Source organism: Paenibacillus gallinarum, assembly GCF_014836635.1.
GTDB classification, from domain to species: Bacteria; Bacillota; Bacilli; order Paenibacillales; family Paenibacillaceae; genus Paenibacillus; species Paenibacillus gallinarum.
Window position 1 is genome coordinate 101,046 of sequence record NZ_JACSQL010000002.1, and the last position, 20,512, is coordinate 121,557.

The following is a 20,512-nucleotide window of genomic DNA, read 5'->3' on the forward strand; positions in this document are numbered from 1 at the left end:
CTGTAAATATGTGAATAACTGAAACATAAGGAGACTTAGATCTGTAGTTGTTCTTCCGGCTCAATTATTTCTTTCTTCCATACTGCTTGGCATAGGATAAAATCCGGTAATACATGCTTTTGTCCTTCATTTGTTTAAGCGGATAGAATTGTGGCCGTGTATTCACTTCCAGGATCCAAATATCTCCACTCTTATCCAAGGCTACATCCAGTCCAAGTTCTTGAAATCCAGTGTTATGTTTGTTAAATACAGATCCAACGGATTCACCCAGTTTTTTGAGTTCTTCATCGACCTTATTTATTTGTATTTTACTGAATCCTGCTTGAGAAAGTGTTTGTGGTAAAAATCCGATATCTCCACCTTGGTTATAATTCGTTGCGACGGTATTCGGTCTGCCGATCTTAACGAAGATTCCTGTGCTTTTCCACACGCCTTGATCTGTTTTTTGAACCATGACACGTATGTCAAAGGGCCGACCTTTCACCGTGGCGAGTTTAATCCCTTTTTGTAAAATATAATTTCGTCCATTCATCCGCTTTTTCAAGTATTCATAGAGTCCTTCAATGGTAGAAAAACGCTTCTTTAAGGAATTGTGCTGCGTTTGATAGCTGCCACCTATTTTTGTAATCCGTATAATATGAAATCCGCCGGAGCCACTTGTAGGTTTGAAGTAGACAGTGGAATACTCAGAAAGCATTATTTTTAAATTATCATAGGTAAAGGGCAGGGTTTTGGGAATATACTTTTTAATTTTTGTACTGTTTAAAAGCCACTTTGTTTTGGTCCATTTGCTTTTAATAGTTGTACTTTGATAGTTCATAACGAAAAGCTCACCCCTTTCTCCCTAACATATGAGAGAGGAACGAAGTCGGACCGTGCTTCAGTCTAGTGTTTGTCTGATTGCAAGATGAATACAGAAAACCAAAAAAATGATGTAACTTTTATCGTTATAAACAAGTCTATTCAGTAAAGATATTAGGAATAGAGGAGGTAAAATAATGATGAAAAAGTCAGGTTTTAAAAAATGGATAATATCTGCTATTATGCTGCCTGTACTAGCCGGTACTATTTATATAATCTATAGTGCTTGGGGAGATACAGCTCGTCTGCAGCCTCTAACACAAATAACCTCTCCCCATCAGGCAGTAGTGAACAGTGAAGTTGAATTGACCGCTTCTACAGAAGAAGTGATCACATTCCTGAGTACTCATGGTGAAGAAGTAGAGCTCCCATTACAAATAGCGAAAGCAGATCTCAGCGTGGATGATGGTACTCGGTCAGACCCTTCTCAGATTTTTACGCCGACTGCTGTAAGTTATAAGATTCCAGCTGAGTTGAAGGATGAACTGCAGGCGGTACTGATTTATCGTTCAGACATGGCTTCTGGATATCTGCTGCTTGCACCTATTGGTTGGGAAGCTTCCGCGATCGTTGGAGCGAATGGTTCTTATGGGGTAACGTTGACTGATCCAGGTAATAAAGAGCAAACGCTGGTATATAGCGACACGGCTGGGTCTTGTCAGGGCTGTGCGATTACTAAAATAGGCACATACTTTCCTGATCGAGCGGAGTGGGCTGATGAGCGAGGGTTTACCATATATGAGCCATTGTCATTTACCGAATGGAATCAGCCAGCCGCAGCAGCGGAAGATGGGGGAACAGCGACTTATACGACAGGCACGAGTGATGGTTATTACAATACGGGCATAGCCTCTTTCGAAAAGGATGCAGTAGAGTCGTGGTATCTATTTCGTCAATTGGAGTTTACACTTTCTGAAGAGACAACCCGGGGTAAACTTCAGGATATGGTGATCGATTTCTTCGATGCTCATCATGGACCTCTGACTGTAGCAAATGTGAACAAAGAATTTGTAGATTAACACGGATGAAAGAATCGCTGCTAATGCGACTACTTCATTGCTGACTATACAAGAAAAAACATTGTATATGCTAAAAAAAGAACCCACGCTCTCTGCGTGGGTTCTTCCATCACTACGCGGCACTGATGTCATACAGCAATGTACGAAAATGCCGACGAGTACCAGCACTGCGATAAATTAGTGATTTTGCAAATCAAAAAAAAACCATTACACACGCCATCGCAATAGCCCAGAGCGTCAACTTTGCCCACACCCTCGGGCAGCCTTAAACTCACAAGTACCTCAAAGTACATCTGCCAGATACCCGAAAATAAAAAACAACGGAACCTTTCCTTTGTTAAGTCTATGTATTAATGAAACTACACTGCCTCCTTTACGTATAGAAATAAAAATCAAATCTTATTTTAGTTGAAGGGGGGATTTGTAATTGCGTCTGATTATAGAAGATATTGTTAAACAATTTGACGGAAAAAAGGTGCTCAAGGGAGCGTCTTATACTTTTGAAAAAGGAAAGATATACGGGCTGCTCGGCCGCAACGGCGCAGGGAAAACGACATTGTTCAACTGTTTGAGCGGAGAGATGGCTAAGGATGGAGGGAACGTGTTATTGGAGGAGAATGGACATGTTCGCGAGCTAGGCGAGCAGGATATTGGTTATGTCTATTCACTACCGATTCTGCCTGAGTTCCTGACTGGCTATGAATTCGTTAAGTTCTTTATGGATATTAACCGTGATAAGCTGCGAATGGATCAAAGCATCGACGATTATTTTGAGATGATGAGTATGTCAGAGGAGGATAGGCATAGGCTCATTAAGGGTTACTCCCATGGGATGAAGAACAAGTTGCAAATGCTGCTGTTCCTCATAACGAAACCACCGGTGATTTTGCTAGATGAACCGCTCACCTCTTTTGACATCATTGTGGCATCAGAGATGAAGGAGATGTTGAGAGAGATGAAACAGGACCATATTCTTGTTTTCTCTACGCACATTCTGCAGTTGGCATCCGATCTATGCGATGAGCTCGTCATGTTGAACAATGGACTATTGTCTGCAGTACCCACAGAGTTGTTGCACAGTGCAGAATTTGAACAAAATATTATAAATCTGCTGAAGGTTGATAGCTATGCTGAGAACACTTAATACACTTGTTGCCATACGGACATCCACTGCAGCGAACCTGTTCATTTATTACATCCAGAAGATACCTGTGATCGGCAAGCTTGTGACGGACAGTATCTATGCCAATGTAAACTTGAAAAAGGTCATTTCCATTATCGTATTTCTTATAAGCCTGCTATGGGGATTTGCAATTAGGCTAGCCTATGTAGGGATGCTTATCTACTTGCCGGTAGTTGGATTAGGTAATGAACTCTCTGAGGAAGTTCAGCTTCAGCATTTTATACATATTTATTTCCTACTCAGCTTTGTGGTCGCAGGGGTTAGTAGCGCCACCATATTGGAGCCGAAAAGGGAGAAGTACGTAGCTGTGAAGCTAATGAGACAGTCTCCTACAAGATATATGAAGGCTTCTCTTGGTTATCGTTATGTCACGTTTATGGTGTGTTTAATGCCCGCAATGTTGCTATTCACCTCACTGCTGGGAGCCTCCATCACAGAGACGATCTTGTTGGTGGCATCTGTCACCTTGTGGAGGATTGGTATGGAATATCTACATCTTAAGCTATTTGATAAAACAGGTATGGTCTTGATAAAAAATAACGTGATGGTTTGGATCGTTATCGGGTTTGGCTATGCAGCTGCTTATCTGCCACTACTGATTGGCTGGGTACCGGTAACCTCGTCGATTCTGCTGAGCCTGCCAATCTGTCTGGTCATCGTGGTTGGAGGTGTTTTCGCAGCTGTCCGACTTGCCCGTTATTCCAATTATAGTGGGGCTGTCGATGCCGCGACCAAAAGGGACGATCCCTTGCTGGATCTTGGGCGTATGATGTCGGAGGCACAAAAAACGAGTGTGAAATCCAAAGAAAGCGATTATGTCTTGGATGAGAAGCATCAGAAGAAGCTCGGAACAAAGGAAGGCTACAGCTATCTGAATATGTTGTTCTTCTCCAGGCATCGAAGTCTTATCTATGATCCAGTTTACAAGAGGATGGCCATTATAGGTGCATTTGGTGCGGTGGGAGTGGCAGTGGTTATGATGCTCTCACAGAGAGAAGAGTTTTTAGTACTAGATCAAGGAGTTATTTTTCCCTTCTTAGTACTGGCTATGTATTTCTTGTCCGTGGGAGAAAAAATGTGTAGAGCTATGTTCTATAACTGTGATCTCAGTTTGCTGCGGTATAGCTTCTTTAGAGCTGCATCTTTCGAGCATTATAGGATTCGGCTAATTAAAATAATGCTCCTCAATATAAGAATTGCAACAACTCTAGCTACGGTATTAACAGTTATCATGTTAGCTGCGAGCGGAGAAGGGTTGAGTAAAGAGATACTCATGATGTGGGTGTGCGTATTATCTCTGTCTATCTTTTTTTCTATCCATCATCTGTTTATGTATTATATCTTTCAGCCATATGCTACGGAATTAAATGTGAAGAATCCGCTGTATCATGTTATAAACATGTTGGTATCGTTCGCAAGTGGTATTAGTATTATCGTACCAGCGCCAGCAGGTATTTTTACTGTCATTGTGGTTACTCTTACGCTGGTTTACTTACTTATTTCGCTTATTCTCGTCCGCAAATACGGAAGCCGCACATTCCGAGTGAAATAAATCGATGCTTTAACTTAGAGGGAGCCTATAAGGCTCCCCTTTTTTTGAGCGCAAGATCAAACCTCCGCAATCCAACTTTCTCTCTTCAGTAGCTTGGAGATCGACCGCTATAGGATCAAATAATAAAGAACGCTAGAACACGGTCTCTCCGTTGTTACTCTTTTCCAGTAGCCACCGGATTCTCCGGATAGGAGATCCAGTCACTCCAGCTTCCTGCATATAGTTTAACTTTATCAAATCCCGCTGCGCGAAGAGCTAACACATTAGGACAAGCAGTGACGCCTGAACCGCAGTATACAATGATCTCCTGATCTTTCGGCAGGTGGCCGAAACGATCTGCAAGTGCTTCTGGGGATTTCCATGTACCGTCTGATTTAAGATTTTCTTTCCAAAATAAGTTGATCGCACCCGGAATATGTCCTGCTGTATGATCGATCGGTTCTTCAAGACCTAAATAACGTGCATGTTCACGAGAATCAATAAGTAGGGAAGAACCTTGTTTGGAAGCTTCTCGAACTTCTTCTAAGCTTGCGAGTAGATTCTGCTGAATGTGCGGTGTAAAAGAAGCAGGTATACGAACCGGCACCTCTGCTGTAACCGGAAATTCGGCTGCTTTCCAGGCACTATATCCTTCATCCATCAGGTACACTTCTTCGTGGCCCATATAGCGCAGCAGCCACCATAGACGGGAAGCCATCGCACCGCCCTGATCATCATACACAACAATACGTGTCTCGTTACTTACGCCTGATTTTCGCAATAGCTGCGCAAGGCTGTCAATATCGGGCAAAGGGTGGCGTCCCCCGTGTCCCTGATCTTGTAGAGGAGAGGACAAACTGTGCTCAAGATCAAAATAAACCGCTCCAGGGATATGGTCTTGCTGAAAAGCGGTTCTTCCTGCTTCAGGCTCTGCCATAGAAAAACGGCAGTCTGCAATAAAGATGTCGGGTTCATACATTCTTGCCAGGACCCATCTCATACTTACGATTGAGTTCATTCATCTTCCTCCTTTTGATGACTTCTACACATTCATTATATTTTTACGCATTATCCTTTGGTTTGAGGAACGGGACTTATCGTATTCAAGGGATCTGCTGCTTCTGCCAGCGGTATGGTCTCTGCATGAAGAGGATCCGTGCCATACCGAAGAAAAAACCAAACCCCGGCAAGTATAATCACTCCCGCGATGAGCTGCAGGAAGGTGAGTGCTTCTCCAAGCATGATCCAAGCGAGGACAGAAGCAATAACCGGCTCTCCAAGTACAGACATGGATACAGTGGTTGCATTCATTACTTTTAGCAGCCAATTAAATAAATAGTGGCCGAGCAGTGTAGGTACAATCGCAAGAAGAAGGAAGATTCCCCACTCGCGGGCGTCGTACCCTGTAAAAGGAATCTGGTTTCCCGCGTTATACATGGCCAAGGAAGAACCCGCGAATAGGAACACCCAGAAGTTATAGACAAAAGCACTGATGTTCTTCCGCGCATATTGCCCAATAATCATATGTATAGCAACCGCAATCGTGCCTAGAAAAGAGAGAAGATCTCCTTTAAGGGCATCCCCTGACAACTTAAAATCACCAGCTCCGATAATGACTGAACCGGCTACAGCCATTCCCATGCCAATGAGCATCTTACGATTTGGTTTGGCAGCAAAGATCCACATGGAACCCAGCATCACGAAAATCGGTTCTAGTGTCAGAATGACAGTGGAACTTGCGACGGTAGTTAGCCGTAAGGAACTCATCCATAATAGAAAGTGAACTCCAAGTATAATGCCGGAGGCAGCAAGAGTCAGCCACTCTTTCTTATTCAAACGAAAAATCTGATGACGGTACTTATAGAGCAGTGGAGTCATCAATAGATTCGTTAAAAAAAGCCGATACATGGCAACGACAGATACTTCCGCCTCAGACCACCTTACAAAAATAGAGGAAAACGATATGGCAACAATGCCAATAATATAAAGCAGTTCATACTTACTAAATGACCGTCGTTCACTTTGCATTTCTTATTCTCCCAATCGAATGTATGTATTGTCTCTAGATGTATATTAAAAATCACCTGTAACCTTTCATATTATACCGATAAAAAACAAAGCCGAAAAGCAAAAAAACAAACTTGAAATGCACCCCCTCTTTGCGGAAAAATGATTGAACCCATCTTTTTTCGTGTAATGAAAAGTAAGCTTAACTCAGGATTGGGAGGATAAACTTATGAAAAGACGAAAACATCATTCGACTTTGTTAACGGGAAGTATATTGATGTTAGCTGTTGCTACTTTTAACGCAGAACAGGCGGCGGCTGCAGAGATGAACACAACAGACTCCCATGAAACGCCGATCATATATGAAACAACTACAGAGACGATTCAAGACAAAAACGAGATCATAACAAGTGAATCTAATAAAATAAAAACTAAAGGAATTTACACCGGTCTTGCGGATCCACATACTGCGGAAATTGAGGTAGATGGTGAAGCAATTTGCTTTCAACTAAAGGAAGGCATTATGGAGAAGGTGGAAGCATGGGATGCTGAGAAGTCTGTAGAATTTACATACAGTATCAAAACCTTTGCTGATATGCCAGATGTGAAGCAGTTTATTCTGCATAACATAAAGCAAGTGAAATAGAAATATTTAAAAACAGCTCCGGTGTGGGAACTGTAATAACGAAACGGAGGAACCAAAAATGAAAACGATTACAATAAATAAACCTGTAGGCATGTTAATTAACGGCGAATATATTCAGACGAAGAAAACCATCCCCGTTATTAATCCTTCCAACGAAGAGGTCATCGCTGAAGTTCCTGATGCCTCACGTGAGGATTTAGATAGAGCGGTTGCAGCAGCTAGGGAAGCATTCCCCGCATGGTCTAATAGACCAACTGAGGAACGTGCAGAACTGCTTATGAAATTGGCTGACGTAGTGGAGAAGAACAAAGAAGAATTAACGGAACTGCTTATGAATGAGAATGGGAAGCCGCTTCAGGCAAGCCAGGCTGAGATGGAAGACGCGATCCGGTGGTACCGGGCAATCGCATCGCAGCGTCTGGACGAAGAGATCTTGGAGGATTCCGAAGAACATAAGGTGGTATTGCAGTATGTGCCTCTTGGTGTAGTAGGGGCGATTGTCCCTTGGAATTTCCCTATGAATTTGGCAGCTTGGAAAATTGCACCGGCCCTGCTTACCGGGAATACACTGGTTGTTAAACCATCACCTAATACGCCACTGTCTACTCTTCGTATGGCAGAACTCGTTAAGGATTTATTCCCTAAAGGGGTACTAAATATCATCTCGGGTGGTGATGATCTGGGTCCTTGGATGACAGCGCATGAAGGATTGGATAAAATCTCTTTCACGGGTTCAACGGAAACAGGGAAAAAAGTAATGAAGAGCGCCTCAGATAATCTAAAACGGACAACCCTTGAGCTAGGTGGAAATGATGCCGCGATTGTGTTACCTGATGCAGATCCGAAGCAAGTGGCTGAAGGATTGTTCTGGGCAACTTTTGCGAATACAGGGCAAGTGTGTGTGGATGCAAAACGACTTTATATTCATGAAAAGATTTATGATGAAGTTCTGAAAGAAATGATCGCTTATGCGAAGACGATTCAGGTAGGAGATCCTTCTGATCCGAAGACGGGACTGGGTCCACTGCAAAACAAAATGCAGTATGATAAGGTAAAAGATCTCATTCAAGAGACGAAGGACGGCGGTGCCCGGATTGCCTATGAAGGAGAAATCCCTGTAGGTAAAGGATACTATATTCCCGTTACTATTGTAGATAATCCACCGGAAGATTCTCGTCTAGTTCAGGAAGAGCCATTTGGTCCCATTGTACCGCTCCTGAAATATCAAGATATTGATGAAGCAGTACAGCGTGCCAATAACACGAAGTATGGTCTTGCAGGTTCTGTATGGGGCAAAGATTTGGAGCTGGCTTATGATGTGGCTTCACGTCTTGAAACAGGAACGGTATGGATTAATGAATCCCAAGTGATGCAGCCTGACTTCCCATTTGGCGGCCATAAAGAGTCGGGAATTGGTGTAGAACACGGTAGAGCAGGACTTGCTGCTTTTACGAATTCAAGAACCGTGATGATAAAGAAAAAATAACGTTTATTTCATTGTTATAAACGGAATGAAGAAACCGCCGAGTTCTAGCTCGGCGGTTTTTATGCTTGGCGATCATAGGAACTATATTATCGCCAGTGATTTTCATACTTGGTTTCAAGCTCAGGTCGATGCTGAAAATGTGGCCGATATGATTATAGATCGTTTTAAATGGTAGCCGAAAAGACATTCCAAAACGGAATGCCGGTGTTAAATTATAGTTGGCTTCTCCGGTTCATCCGGCTGAGCTGTTTTTCGAGTTTGGCAAAACTTTCAGATAAAGATGTGATTTCCTGCTGTTGAATAGAGACCAGATGGAGTACATCATTTAGACTTCCTTTGTTGTATTCGGTCATGTCTACTGTTATTTCTGTTGCCGCTCCAAGATCCTGTAACATGGATTTCATCTCTAAAAGAGTCTCCTCTACAGGTGCAGTTACAGCTAAGGAGGAAGAATTTTGTTTGTGTATGAAAAGGGTGGGGATAAGTAGATTGTTAATCTGCTCATTAACCTGATTGAACTGATTGGCTAGTGCCAAAGATTGTTTGTTCTGCATTTCAAACGATTCAATGATATTTTCAATAGAAGACACGATCTCAATCGATCGTTGATTGGTTTCGTACGTGGCCACCTGCAGATCATTTTGATACTGACTAGCAGACTGAACGGATTCTGTAATTTTGGTAAGCATGGTTTCCATTGCGCTTTTGGCTTCTAATGCTCTCTGTCTTTCTTGTTCTTTCTCTTGCTGTAATGTGTTATTGAACTGCGCATACATCAGATTTACCACAGATACCAAAGAAAAAGTAATGATATAGAATAGAAGGTCTTGGACATTTGTTGAATGAAATATATTATCTCCTTGAGTAAAAAAATAAAAACTTAAGATAAACAAGGTGATGAGCAGTGTGAGTGCATTTATAATTCGATCCTGGTAGATGCCCATGATGGCCACATAAAAATACATTGTCATAATATTAATCATATGAGGGTCGATCTTAATTAATAAAAACAAAGCAATACCAATAACAATGGTAATAAAATATTTGATGTAAGGGATCGTTCGAACGAATTTGGGATGATTGGATATAAGTGTCACAGGTACAATAATGAGAAATATGGTACCCATTGCGAGAAGTATAAATTGGAGTGAGATCCCAATTGTAAAACTAAGCATTTCGTTCACCGTTATGGCTGCTGCAAGAACATAAACCAAACGGTTATTTCTTTTTTTTGTGAGATCAATATCAGTCACAAGTAGACCCCCCTGTTTCTCCTGGGCATTCTGTGTTCTAAAATTGATCTACACCGGTAGATAGCCATGGGTTACTTCTCCTCCTGTTAATAATGATTGCTATGTAAAGTATATCGGAAATTGTCGAAAAAGACTGTAGTTTTATGCAAATACGCAGTTATCTGTTTCAAAGAAGTATTCAAGGGATAGTATGAGTACATAAGATCAGTTATAATGAATCTTTCAAGATAAGGCAGAAAGGGTGACATAAAACATATGTTAACAATTACAGAATTTGAGGTACAGGAAATTAACGACCCCTTTGGTATTGTGGAAGGGAAAAGATATGAGTTCCAAATCGTAATCGATCCAGAGGAAGATGATGAGTTGTACTCTGAGAATGGGATCTACATTCGCGTCATTTATAGAGCGGACGAGCCTAAAGATGGAATTATTAAGTACGATTTGTATGAAAAAGTAACAGAAAAATATCTTGATTTTGATCTTGAAGAAGATGAACTGACCGTGCTTGAAACGTTCTGCAAAGAACACATCTAAATGTCGTTTAAGTAACGACATGGATTAATAAAGCATATTCTGTACAGCTGAAGGGCTGTGCAGGGTATGCTTTTTATTTTGTCCTCCTTTTACTAGATGGAATGGATATATATGTTATGATGAGTGCGTATTACATATTTAAGTTCAGGAGAGTAGAGATGAGTCCTAATCGAAAGATTCTAATTGTAGAAGATGACCAAGATATTGCTCGGGTAATAAAAGATTATCTTGTCCTTAATAATTATGAAGTTCGTGTTGCACATAGCGGGATCGAAGCATTACAAGCAATAGAAGTAGAAAACCCAGAATTTATTATTCTAGATATCATGCTGCCGGATATAGATGGAATCGAACTCTGTCGTCAAATTCGGGCAAACAACCCTGTGCCGATCCTCATATTAAGTGCACGAGGCAGTGACACAGATAAAGTGCTTGGACTTGGATTTGGCGCTGATGATTATATGACAAAACCGTTCTCCTTACGTGAACTACTTGCGAGAATTGGATCGAACCTACGAAGAGTTGAAATGCTAGGCACACAGCAAATGCAGCAAAGTGATGATCAAATTTTACATATCGGAAAGATTCGTATCGATAAGAAGGCATACCAAGTAACAAAAGAGGGGACAGAAATTTCGCTCTCCGCAAAAGAACTGGAGCTACTATTTTTTCTATCCAAGAATAAAAACCAAGTGTTCACAAAAAGTCAGCTGCTAGATGCCGTCTGGGGATACGCTGCTTATGGTGATGAAAATACGATTACCGTGTACATTCGCAGATTGCGTGAAAAACTGGAAGCGAATCCTTCAAAACCTGAATATATTCGGACGGTGTGGGGTGTGGGCTACAAGTTTAGTACAAACGAATGACGAGTCAGGGTGGGAGAACATAATGTATTTGAAAGATTGGATGCGGAAATGGCTGATCGCCGGGATGACTTGTCTCATTCTACTATGGGGATGCGGTGCAGGTATGCTCCTGACGCATTATAGCAGGCAAAATAATGCTTCTGAAGCTGTTATTAATCAGGTCAGGCTCCAAGTGAATGCCCTTAGGTTATACATAGCAGAGTATCATAAGCAGATTCCTTATGATTTAAAGTTACAGCAAACCCTCAAGTCCATGGCTCAAGATCAGCAAGTAAGTTTACTTTATACGAATCTAGAGGGAAAGATCTTGTACGATACCTTAGAAGAAAATACACGTGAGAACATCGATGTAAATACGGAACTTCATTACGATTTATATCATGCAAAAGAGAACCATGGCAATTATAGTATTGCTTTTCCCATCGTTGATGAAACAACGAATATTCAAGTGGGAAATGCAATTTTTACTATGCCTGAAAGTGAGATCTTCACACAGAAATCCTATGCTGTGCCTGCTTCTTTGTTCATTATGATGACTGTGATATTTCTTATTCTATGCTTCCTGCTGTTTCTTCTAGCAAAGAAAATAAGAACCAATATGATAGGACGAGTACATCAGTTGAAAGAGTATTCCGAAGCTATTTTAAAAGGGAACTACGAAAATACAATGGAGTACACAACGATGGACGAGATAGGTGAGGTTTATGCGATGTTTGACCAAATGAGAATGGAAATTATGCATCATAGCCGCCGGAGAGATGAACAAGAGCAAGCACAGAAAGAATTAATCTCTACGATCTCTCATGAACTGAAGACCCCTCTTACTACCCTTACCGCCTATATTGAAATGATTAGAGAGGGAGGATGCCGGGATATGACCTCTGTGATGGAATATGTAGAAGTGATGCATAACAATGCGCTCAAAATGACGCGATTAACAGAAGATTTACTACAGCACGCTTTACAGGAACTAGGACAAATCTCTGTCACGCTTACCGAACAATACAGTAAGGACATATTGACTAGAATCTTGCAGCCGGTCGGGCATTACGTTCGTTCTACTGGGGTGGTCTTTATAGAGCCCGAGCATATTCCAAATGTACTGATTCATGTCGATGCGAACCGGCTGGAGCAGGTGATAACAAACCTAATCTCTAATGCTTTAAAACATACATCTTCAGGAGATTCGATTCGTGTGGATACGGTGCTTGAGCATGGACATCTAAAAATAACCATAGCAGATACGGGAAAAGGAATTCTTCCGCAGGATCTGCCTTTTGTTTTTGATCGGTATTTTAAAGGGACATCGAGAATGAAACCAGAGGCCGCTGGGACGGGGCTCGGTCTTTCTATTTGTAAACATATTATAGAAGCACATCAGGGTTCGATTTCTTTTCAAAGTGTACCTGATCAAGGAACGGTATTTTATTGCTTCATCCCTGTAAGGTAACTCGTAACGGCTGTAATATTTCATTCATATTTAGATAAGGATTTATACATAAATACTCCCTACAATAAAGATTATACGTTATCTTGAGGAGGCTTTTATTGTTGAAAAAGGCAGTGATTCAGGCGAAAAACCTGTGTAAAACATATATAACAGGTACGGAACAATTCCATGCGATTCGTAATTTAGATTTAGAAGTGTATGAAGGAGATTTCACGGTCATCATGGGGAACTCGGGATCAGGGAAGTCCACACTGCTTTATTTGCTGAGTGGTTTGGATGCAGTAACTGTGGGGGAGGTTTATTTTCGAGAGGAACGAATTGACCGCTACACAGAGAAGCAATTAGCCGAGTTTAGAGCCCGCCGGATCGGATATATTTATCAAAGCATAAATTTAGTTCCTGATCTTACGTTATTCGAGAATATTGCTTTGCCTGGATATATTGCCGGGCAGTCTACTAAGAATGTGAAGGAATCGGTGCGTTCACTTCTAAAAGCGATGGGGATTGATGAACAGCAGCATCGTTTGCCGTCTCAAACTTCTGGAGGACAGCAACAACGAGCAGCAATTGCTAGAGCATTGATAAACAATCCAGACGTCATTTTTGCAGATGAGCCGACAGGAAGTCTCAATTATGATCAGGGGGTAGCCGTACTTGAGATTCTAACGGAAATGAATCGAAGAGGACAATCGGTGGTCATGGTCACGCATGATATGAAAGCAGCGGCTCGGGCAGACCGACTGATTATGATTCAAGACGGAAAAGTAGCAGATGTGCTTGAGTTTGGTAAATTTGATTCTAGTGATCTTTTGGATCGGGAATCGATTATCTTTTCTTGCATCTCAGGGAAGGAGTGAGCTGTATGGCTGCTGTATTCACTCTTTGTCTAGCTAACCTTAGAAAAAAGAAAATCCATAATGGACTAATCGGTCTATTAATCCTTCTATCAACGTTACTTTTGACCACTTCCATTAATGTGATTTCCAGTACTACAAATTTATTTACGGAGATGCATACGAGAACACAGGGGTCGCATGAGATGCTGCTTCTACGAGATGAACTACACAATCCGCAGCAGATCGCTCAGTGGTGGACAGAGCAGCAAGGGGTAGAAACTTCTCCTTTGCTTCCTTACCGGATGTTAGCGGGCATGTCGGTACAGGGTGAGGATCGGGCTGCCGAACTTTCCAATCTCACTCTCTATATGATGGATACGCTGACCCGTCCGTATGCAGTAGATGAGTTATTATTTGCGCAAGGGAAGGAGAGTGTATCTCCAGAAAGAGAGGAGATCTGGATTCCTACTTCGATCGCTTATCTATATGAGATAACGGTAGGAGACAGGCTGGAGTTCACCGATGGAGAGCGTCCATTCACCTTGGAAGTATCTGCACTTGTCATCGATATGCCATTTGGCGCACCGTTCGCTATAGAAGCACGGATATGGATGAACCATGAGGATTATGTACAGCAGACTCAAGGTATGCAGGGCACAGAACAATATATGATGGGACTTCGATATGATGATTATGATCAGAGTTCGGGGTACTGGGAGCGGTTTGAACAGGAGTTGGGTACTCCCTATTTGGAGACTAAGATCAGTTATGAGCAGATGTCTTCTTTTTATTTAATCATGAATAAAGCAATTGGATTTATTATGATTTTTCTAGGCGTTGTAATGACAATGGTCGCATTATTTACGATAGGTTACACCATTTCAGATGATGTGTTATCGAATTATAGAACGATTGGTGTGATAAAAGCATTAGGTTTATCTTCAGGTAAAATGGTTGGTATTTATCTAATGCAATATGCTTTTATTTCGGTAATGTCGATTATTCCAGGCTTATTAGCCAGCCAGTGGGTATCGAGGGTGATCATAGAAAGCTCATTATCATCGTTAAAACTAGCGGATTCACAAGAGAAGATCGGAGCCTATTTAATTCCTGTCGTTGCAGGTAGCTTCGTATGTGTGTTAATCATGCTCTTCGTTTTTCTATATGCTAGTAAAGCACGTCATATTCAGCCGATGCAGGCGATTCGGTACGGAATGTCAGAGATAGACTATAGCAAGAAGATGAAGCCATTTATGGGGAAAGAAACAGGACTCTTCTCATTTGGTAAGGCACCGCTTTTGGTTGTACTGGGATTAAAAAACATACGAAAAAACAAGAAGGCTTCTATGCTCATGACGCTTCTAGCTACGATTATGACGGCTGTTCTTGTTCTGGGATTTGTTCTCCTATACAGCATTAGTAACATTAAGCAGACATCGGCATCTTGGGGGTATGATTCCTCAGATATTTCTTTACGAGTTGTAAATTCTTCTACCTTCTCCCTTGAGTCATTTAATCAAATGTGGTCTTCTGACCCAAGGATCAAAAATATAACATGGCAAGGGTACGTGAATGGTGTCGTATCTTCAGAAAAGCATGGGGGTTCTCATGATGAAGATCGGAAGTCTATGAACTTTAGTATTTCGGCACTGGGTGGAAATTATGATGAAGTAGGATATACCACGCTTAAAGGAAGAAATCCGCAAGTGAAGAATGAGATTGCTATCGGTATCCGCGTTGCAGAGGAGTTAGGCAAAGATGTAGGGGATGTCATCGAGGTTTATATCGAAGGAACCAAACAATCCTTCCTCGTCAGCGGTATTTTTCAATCGATTGCAAACCAGTCCGTATCCGCAAGAATTATGGCAGATGCCCTGCACGATCAATTTGGCGATTATATTGTTGCATTTGTAAATATCAACCAGGAACAAGATGCGGATGAAATTGTTAGTGAAATAAATGGAAGGTATGAAAATTCGTTGTTAGCAGCGACGATGCAGTCGTTATTAGATGCCACATTCAAACAAGCGGTAGCCTCTTTGCTCCTTCCAATGAGCATGATGGGGTTGTTGTTCACCGGAGTAACGATTATCATCATATACAGTATCAGTCGAATGACCATTCGAAAAGAAAGCAAAACCTACGGCATTTATAAATCGATCGGATTATCTTCACAGGATCTTCGATTATCGATTTCGATAGGGCTGATTGTTCTTTCTGCTGTGGGAGTCATCATCGGTATTCTACTGGGGGTTTATTTACTTCCGAGCTTGCTTGGAACGATTCTATCAGATTATGGGATTGCGGAGCTTCCTTTGATTTTGCACTGGGGAGGGATTCTTTCTTTTGCGGCTGTTACATTCATTGCTGTAGGAATAGGTTCGTGGGCTTCCTCAAGAGTGATCGCTGCCACATCTCCACGAATTCTTGTGATTGATTAGTTCGGCGTTAATCGAGAACACATTATAGGGTGGAAGAAAGGGAGATATGCACAGTGAATCATAAAAAATTGTTTAACGATGGCTGGGAGTTTTGTAAGAGTGATTTAGAAACAACGGCTAGAACAGAACTTGATTTTGGGCCGGTAGATATCCCTCATGACTGGCTGATTTATAACACATTAGATTTATATGAAAATAGTATTGGTTGGTATCGTAAGCGCTTTACCATCTCGAAGAAAGAGAAACACACGTTAATCTGCTTTGATGGTGTTTATATGGACTCTACTATTTATGTGAATGATACGTATGTTGGAGAATGGAAATATGGCTACTCCTCCTTTGAATTTGAGATTACAGACGCGCTCATTGAAGGGGAGAATGAGATTCTCGTGAAAGTCGTACATCAAAGTCCTAACAGCCGTTGGTATTCGGGAGCGGGCATTTATCGCAATGTATGGCTTAAGACAAGAGAAAGCAGTTATATCGAGACAAATGGAGTGTATATACACACAAATCAAGAAGGGCATAAATGGAGTATTGAAATTGACACTGATCTACATAGCGCTGGGGAAACTCAGCTATTACATACATTGCTGTACAAAGACCAAATGATTACGAATGGTGTAGAGATAATTTCCGGAAAAGATCAAGCGGTTTCAAAGGTAAGTCAAGTTCTCTATACCGAGAATCCTTTGCTATGGAGCACAGATGAGCCACATTTGTATCAGCTGAGAACAGAACTATTATGTCTCTTGCCTGACGATATAGCGGAAAAGGAATGGAAGGTCGTTGAAAGCATCACTCAGAACATCGGATTTCGAACTCTAGTCATGGACCCTCAGCAAGGGTTGAAGTTAAATGGCAAGAAGATGAAGCTGAATGGGGTATGCGAGCACCATGACTTGGGCGCATTAGGGGCAGCATTTAATGTAACGGCCCTACGAAGACGGTTTGAAATTTTGAAGGATATGGGCGTTAATGCCATTCGGACAGCGCACAATATGCCTGCAGTAGAGTTTATGGATTTAGCCGATGAGATGGGGATGCTGATTGTCTCGGAAGGTTTTGATATGTGGGAAAGACCGAAGACAAGCTATGATTATGCACGTTTTTTCAAGGAATGGGCTCCAATTGATGTGAAAAGCTGGGTAACGCGGGACCGCAATCGTCCGAGTCTGCTCATGTGGAGTATCGGAAATGAAATTTATGATACGCATGCAGATGAGCGAGGGCAAGAAGTAACAAAGATGCTCATGGAAGAAGTCCAACTACATGATTACAAAGGAAATGCCAAAGTGACGATTGGCTCGAACTATATGCCATGGGAAAATGCACAGAAATGCGCAGATATCGTGAAGCTAGCCGGCTATAATTATGCGGAAAAATATTATCACAAGCATCACGAAGAGCATCCTGACTGGATCATTTACGGTAGTGAGACCGCATCGGTTGTTCAAAGCCGTGGGATTTATCACTTCCCGTTCGAACAATCCATTCTTGATGATGATGATGAACAGTGCTCGGCACTCGGGAACAGCACGACGAGCTGGGGAGCAAAGTCAGCAGAAGCATGCATTATCGCAGAAAGAGATGCGCCGTTCTCGCTGGGGCAGTTTATTTGGACAGGGTTTGATTATATCGGTGAGCCGACACCGTATCATACAAAAAACTCATATTTCGGACAGATCGATACGGCTAATTTCAAGAAAGACGCTTATTATATCTATCAAGCTGCATGGACGGATTATAAGAAGAAGCCGATGGTTCATATTTTCCCCTATTGGGATTTTAACCCGGGTCAAATCATTGATGTTCGTGTCTGCTCAAATGCACCGAAGATTGAACTTCAGCTCAACGGGGAAACGGTAGGAACTTATGAAATCGATCATGAGCACGGAGATCAGCTGGTAGGCTGGTGGAAAATCCCTTATGAAGTAGGAGAACTCAAAGCAATTGCATATGATGAGTTAGATCAAGTGATTGCTGTTGATGTGAGAAAATCCTTTGGTAATGCAAGCAAAATCGGTTTGAAGTCGGATCAGAATGCGGTTATAGCCAGTGGAACGGATGTGGCCTTTGTCGAGATTTCGATGGAAGATGAGCATGGTAATCCGGTAGAAAATGCGAGCAACCGCGTACAAGTGCAGGTTACAGGAGCCGGACGTCTGTTAGGCTTAGACAATGGTGACAGTACAGATTACGATCCATACAAGGGCACAAGCCGAAGATTGTTCAGCGGTAAACTTATGGCGATCATTGGGACAACTTTAGAGCCAGGTGCGATCCAAGTTGAGGTTTCTTCAAGAGGGTTAGAAAGTCAGAAGCTGGAGATTACATCTCTACCTATAGATGAAAGCGTATTAGAAGGGATTTCGGCAAGTATGCAAAACAAAGAGCTGCAGCCTAATCTAGGAAATATGGATGAAATCCCTCTTCGCAAAATCGAACTGCTGAGTCCTTCCGGACAACAGTTTGATGAATCCATAAAAGAGATGACGGTAAAAGCTAATCTATTCCCTGCGGACACTTCGTATCCAGATGTGATATGGAGTGTGGTAAATGATGCAGGAATTGAGTCCAACCTAGCCCAAATCGAATCCTTTGGCCAAGAAGCGAAGATTAGGGCACTCGGGGATGGAAGCTTTCGAGTACGCTGCATGAGTAAGAATGGCTCGGAGAAGACCAGAATGATATCCCAGTTGGAATTCACTGCAACAGGTTTGGGTACGGCTTTTAAAGATCCGTACAGCTTTATCTTTGGAGGTTTATACGATGAAGTAAAAGGGGAAGTTGGCAATGGAAATGAACGAGGGGTAGCGACAAGCCGTGATGGGGAAACACAAGTCTGCTATCGCAATATCGATTTCGGTGCCTATGGATCGGATCTGATTACGATTCCTATCTTCGCTCTAGATGATGAACCTTATGAACTGCAGATTTGGGAAGGTATGCCGGAGGAAGAAGGCAGTGAACTGCTGGCCGATGTAGTGTATCAGAAAAAGTCCCAGTGGAATGTCTATCAAGCGGAAACGTATCAATTATCCAAAAGACTCCGCGAGGTCACGTCCCTTTGCTTTGTTTTGCAGAAGAAGGTGCATATCAAAGGCTTCTCGTTTGAGAAGAAGAATCGGGCCTTTGAGATGAATATGGCGACGGATTGTGATCGTATTTACGGGGATACATTTACCTTGTCTGAACAAGGAGTGGAAGGGATCGGAAACAATGTCTCCCTTACGTTCGAACAGATGGATTTCGCAGCAGAAGGAGCTTCAAAGCTTGTCATTTATGGAAGATCGCAGATAGATAAGAATACCATTCATGTTCGCTTTGAGAATGGTGAAGATTCAAACAATCAACTTATCGAATTTACCGAGTCCGAAGGATATGTGGAACGTGTATTTGAGCTAGAGAGAGTCACTGGGCTGCAGAAAGTTACCTTTATCTTCTTGCCTGGAAGCAATTTTGATTTTGGCTGGTTCCGATTCGTACAATAAGGGTTGTTGGGATGAAATTTAGATTTTTCGGTAGCTAGCTATTTCCGCCGTACAGGCACGAATAGGTGTATGCCTACATACAATGATTAGACGACAAACCAAGAACTGTCCCGAAAATTGTAGGAGGTGTCACCCGTGCCTGGATTATTTACGGCGATTGCACTATTTATTAAAGAACTTTCTTTACTGGTGTCTTATGTTAAAAATAATGCATTTCCTCAGCCTTTGTCTGAGAAAGACGAAGCGAAGCATTTAAAGCAAATGGCGGAAGGCGATGCCCGCTCGCGTAATTTGCTTATTGAACATAATTTACGGCTGGTTGCACATATTGTGAAGAAATTTGATAATACCGGTGAAGATCAAGAAGACCTGATTTCCATTGGAACGATCGGTCTGATCAAAGCAATTGAGAGTTTCCAGCAAGGAAAAGGGACGAAACTGGCGACATTTGCTGCACGTTGTATAGAGAATGAGATACTGATGCATCTCCGCTCCTTGAAGAAGACAAGAAAAGACGTTTCTCTTCATGATCCGATAGGAACTGACAAGGAAGGCAACGAAATTACTCTTATAGATATCCTCGGTACCGAAGCGGATGAGGTTATGGAGAAGGTTCAGCTTAAGATAGAGAAGAGCAAAATCTATCAAAACCTTGATATACTCGATGATCGGGAGAAAGAAGTGGTAGTGGGCAGGTTTGGTCTTGTAACCGGCGGAGAAGAGCGGACACAGCGAGAGATTGCGAAGGAATTGGGCATTTCGCGTTCCTATGTTTCTCGTATCGAGAAAAGGGCACTGATGAAACTGTATCATGAGTTTTATAAGGCGAAGCAATAATAGTGAAATAACTTTAGTAAAGTGGAATATAGCTTAGACGTCCTATATAGGGCGTCTATTTT

General features: G+C 42.0%; 17 protein-coding genes. 13 read left to right on the forward strand and 4 right to left on the reverse strand.

All coding sequences use genetic code 11. The features are described from left to right. Nucleotides 1-64 precede the first annotated feature (64 nt). Complete coding sequence (locus tag H9647_RS05425) at nt 65-820, reverse strand: YheC/YheD family protein (protein WP_191798755.1); 756 nt, start codon at nt 818-820, stop codon at nt 65-67. A 178-nt stretch (nt 821-998) separates the two neighbouring features. On the opposite strand from H9647_RS05425, the gene H9647_RS05430 reads away from it, so the two are divergent. The 3 genes from H9647_RS05430 (at nt 999) to H9647_RS05440 (ending at nt 4,615) form a co-directional block, all read left to right on the forward strand. Further along, nucleotides 999-1,880 carry a DUF4850 domain-containing protein gene (locus tag H9647_RS05430; protein WP_191798756.1) on the forward strand — a complete coding sequence of 294 codons (882 nt, stop codon included), beginning with the start codon at nt 999-1,001 and terminating at the stop codon, nt 1,878-1,880. 427 nt (nt 1,881-2,307) lie between these two features. Further along, nucleotides 2,308-3,024: an ABC transporter ATP-binding protein gene (locus H9647_RS05435; RefSeq protein WP_191798757.1), complete on the forward strand. Its 717-nt coding sequence runs from the start codon at nt 2,308-2,310 to the stop codon at nt 3,022-3,024. Then, the gene (locus H9647_RS05440; RefSeq protein WP_191798758.1) at nt 3,008-4,615 is read left to right on the forward strand and encodes a hypothetical protein; all 1,608 of its coding nucleotides are present in this window, start codon (nt 3,008-3,010) and stop codon (nt 4,613-4,615) included. The genes H9647_RS05435 and H9647_RS05440 overlap by 17 nt, the downstream gene beginning before the upstream one ends. Before the next feature lie 154 nt (nt 4,616-4,769). On the opposite strand, the gene H9647_RS05445 is transcribed toward H9647_RS05440, so the two are convergent. Together H9647_RS05445 and H9647_RS05450 are read right to left on the reverse strand one after the other, a co-directional pair. After that, nucleotides 4,770-5,612 (reverse strand): sulfurtransferase, encoded by an 843-nt coding sequence (locus H9647_RS05445; protein ID WP_191798759.1) that lies wholly within the window; start codon nt 5,610-5,612, stop codon nt 4,770-4,772. Between the two features lie 50 nt (nt 5,613-5,662). Next, nucleotides 5,663-6,622 (reverse strand): DMT family transporter, encoded by a 960-nt coding sequence (locus H9647_RS05450; protein WP_191798760.1) that lies wholly within the window; start codon nt 6,620-6,622, stop codon nt 5,663-5,665. 208 nt (nt 6,623-6,830) lie between these two features. Between H9647_RS05450 and H9647_RS05455 the strand changes: the two genes are divergently transcribed. The 3 genes from H9647_RS05455 to H9647_RS05465 are packed head-to-tail and all read left to right on the forward strand — an operon-like array spanning nt 6,831 to nt 8,908. Beyond that, on the forward strand, nt 6,831-7,247 hold the full coding sequence (locus tag H9647_RS05455) for a hypothetical protein (protein ID WP_191798761.1): 417 nt from the start codon (nt 6,831-6,833) through the stop codon (nt 7,245-7,247). A gap of 58 nt (nt 7,248-7,305) precedes the next feature. Continuing rightward, nucleotides 7,306-8,733, forward strand: a complete 1,428-nt coding sequence (locus H9647_RS05460; RefSeq protein WP_225229108.1) for an aldehyde dehydrogenase family protein — start codon at nt 7,306-7,308, stop codon at nt 8,731-8,733. 25 nt (nt 8,734-8,758) lie between these two features. Further along, nucleotides 8,759-8,908, forward strand: coding sequence for a hypothetical protein (locus tag H9647_RS05465; RefSeq protein ID WP_191798762.1), 150 nt, complete (start codon nt 8,759-8,761; stop codon nt 8,906-8,908). Between the two features lie 37 nt (nt 8,909-8,945). On the opposite strand, the gene H9647_RS05470 is transcribed toward H9647_RS05465, so the two are convergent. After that, complete coding sequence (locus tag H9647_RS05470; RefSeq protein ID WP_191798763.1) at nt 8,946-9,986, reverse strand: hypothetical protein; 1,041 nt, start codon at nt 9,984-9,986, stop codon at nt 8,946-8,948. A 255-nt stretch (nt 9,987-10,241) separates the two neighbouring features. Between H9647_RS05470 and H9647_RS05475 the strand changes: the two genes are divergently transcribed. The 7 genes from H9647_RS05475 to sigK all read left to right on the forward strand — a co-directional run bounded on the left by H9647_RS05475 (nt 10,242) and on the right by sigK (nt 20,450). Next, nucleotides 10,242-10,523, forward strand: coding sequence for a DUF6509 family protein (locus H9647_RS05475; RefSeq protein ID WP_191798764.1), 282 nt, complete (start codon nt 10,242-10,244; stop codon nt 10,521-10,523). Nucleotides 10,524-10,681: 158 nt separating this feature from the next. After that, nucleotides 10,682-11,392: a response regulator transcription factor gene (locus H9647_RS05480; protein WP_191798765.1), complete on the forward strand. Its 711-nt coding sequence runs from the start codon at nt 10,682-10,684 to the stop codon at nt 11,390-11,392. A 22-nt stretch (nt 11,393-11,414) separates the two neighbouring features. After that, nucleotides 11,415-12,842, forward strand: a complete 1,428-nt coding sequence (locus H9647_RS05485; protein ID WP_191798766.1) for a HAMP domain-containing sensor histidine kinase — start codon at nt 11,415-11,417, stop codon at nt 12,840-12,842. A gap of 98 nt (nt 12,843-12,940) precedes the next feature. Next, nucleotides 12,941-13,699: an ABC transporter ATP-binding protein gene (locus tag H9647_RS05490; protein ID WP_191798767.1), complete on the forward strand. Its 759-nt coding sequence runs from the start codon at nt 12,941-12,943 to the stop codon at nt 13,697-13,699. A gap of 5 nt (nt 13,700-13,704) precedes the next feature. Then, on the forward strand, nt 13,705-16,119 hold the full coding sequence (locus H9647_RS05495) for an ABC transporter permease (RefSeq protein WP_191798768.1): 2,415 nt from the start codon (nt 13,705-13,707) through the stop codon (nt 16,117-16,119). 53 nt (nt 16,120-16,172) lie between these two features. Further along, nucleotides 16,173-19,613: a glycoside hydrolase family 2 TIM barrel-domain containing protein gene (locus tag H9647_RS05500; protein ID WP_191798769.1), complete on the forward strand. Its 3,441-nt coding sequence runs from the start codon at nt 16,173-16,175 to the stop codon at nt 19,611-19,613. A 135-nt stretch (nt 19,614-19,748) separates the two neighbouring features. Next, nucleotides 19,749-20,450: an RNA polymerase sporulation sigma factor SigK gene (gene sigK, locus H9647_RS05505; protein WP_191798770.1), complete on the forward strand. Its 702-nt coding sequence runs from the start codon at nt 19,749-19,751 to the stop codon at nt 20,448-20,450. The last annotated feature ends 62 nt before the right edge of the window (nt 20,451-20,512 follow it).

Bases quoted from the DNA above. Each gene is read 5' to 3' on its own strand.
- H9647_RS05425 (WP_191798755.1), bottom strand. From the start codon at position 820: ATGAACTATCAAAGTACAACTATTAAAAGCAAATGGACCAAAACAAAG.
- H9647_RS05430 (WP_191798756.1), top strand. From the start codon at position 999: ATGATGAAAAAGTCAGGTTTTAAAAAATGGATAATATCTGCTATTATG.
- H9647_RS05440 (WP_191798758.1), top strand. From the start codon at position 3,008: ATGCTGAGAACACTTAATACACTTGTTGCCATACGGACATCCACTGCA.
- H9647_RS05445 (WP_191798759.1), bottom strand. From the start codon at position 5,612: ATGAACTCAATCGTAAGTATGAGATGGGTCCTGGCAAGAATGTATGAA.
- H9647_RS05450 (WP_191798760.1), bottom strand. From the start codon at position 6,622: ATGCAAAGTGAACGACGGTCATTTAGTAAGTATGAACTGCTTTATATT.
- H9647_RS05455 (WP_191798761.1), top strand. From the start codon at position 6,831: ATGAAAAGACGAAAACATCATTCGACTTTGTTAACGGGAAGTATATTG.
- H9647_RS05460 (WP_225229108.1), top strand. From the start codon at position 7,306: ATGAAAACGATTACAATAAATAAACCTGTAGGCATGTTAATTAACGGC.
- H9647_RS05465 (WP_191798762.1), top strand. From the start codon at position 8,759: ATGAAGAAACCGCCGAGTTCTAGCTCGGCGGTTTTTATGCTTGGCGAT.
- H9647_RS05475 (WP_191798764.1), top strand. From the start codon at position 10,242: ATGTTAACAATTACAGAATTTGAGGTACAGGAAATTAACGACCCCTTT.
- H9647_RS05480 (WP_191798765.1), top strand. From the start codon at position 10,682: ATGAGTCCTAATCGAAAGATTCTAATTGTAGAAGATGACCAAGATATT.
- H9647_RS05485 (WP_191798766.1), top strand. From the start codon at position 11,415: ATGTATTTGAAAGATTGGATGCGGAAATGGCTGATCGCCGGGATGACT.
- H9647_RS05495 (WP_191798768.1), top strand. From the start codon at position 13,705: ATGGCTGCTGTATTCACTCTTTGTCTAGCTAACCTTAGAAAAAAGAAA.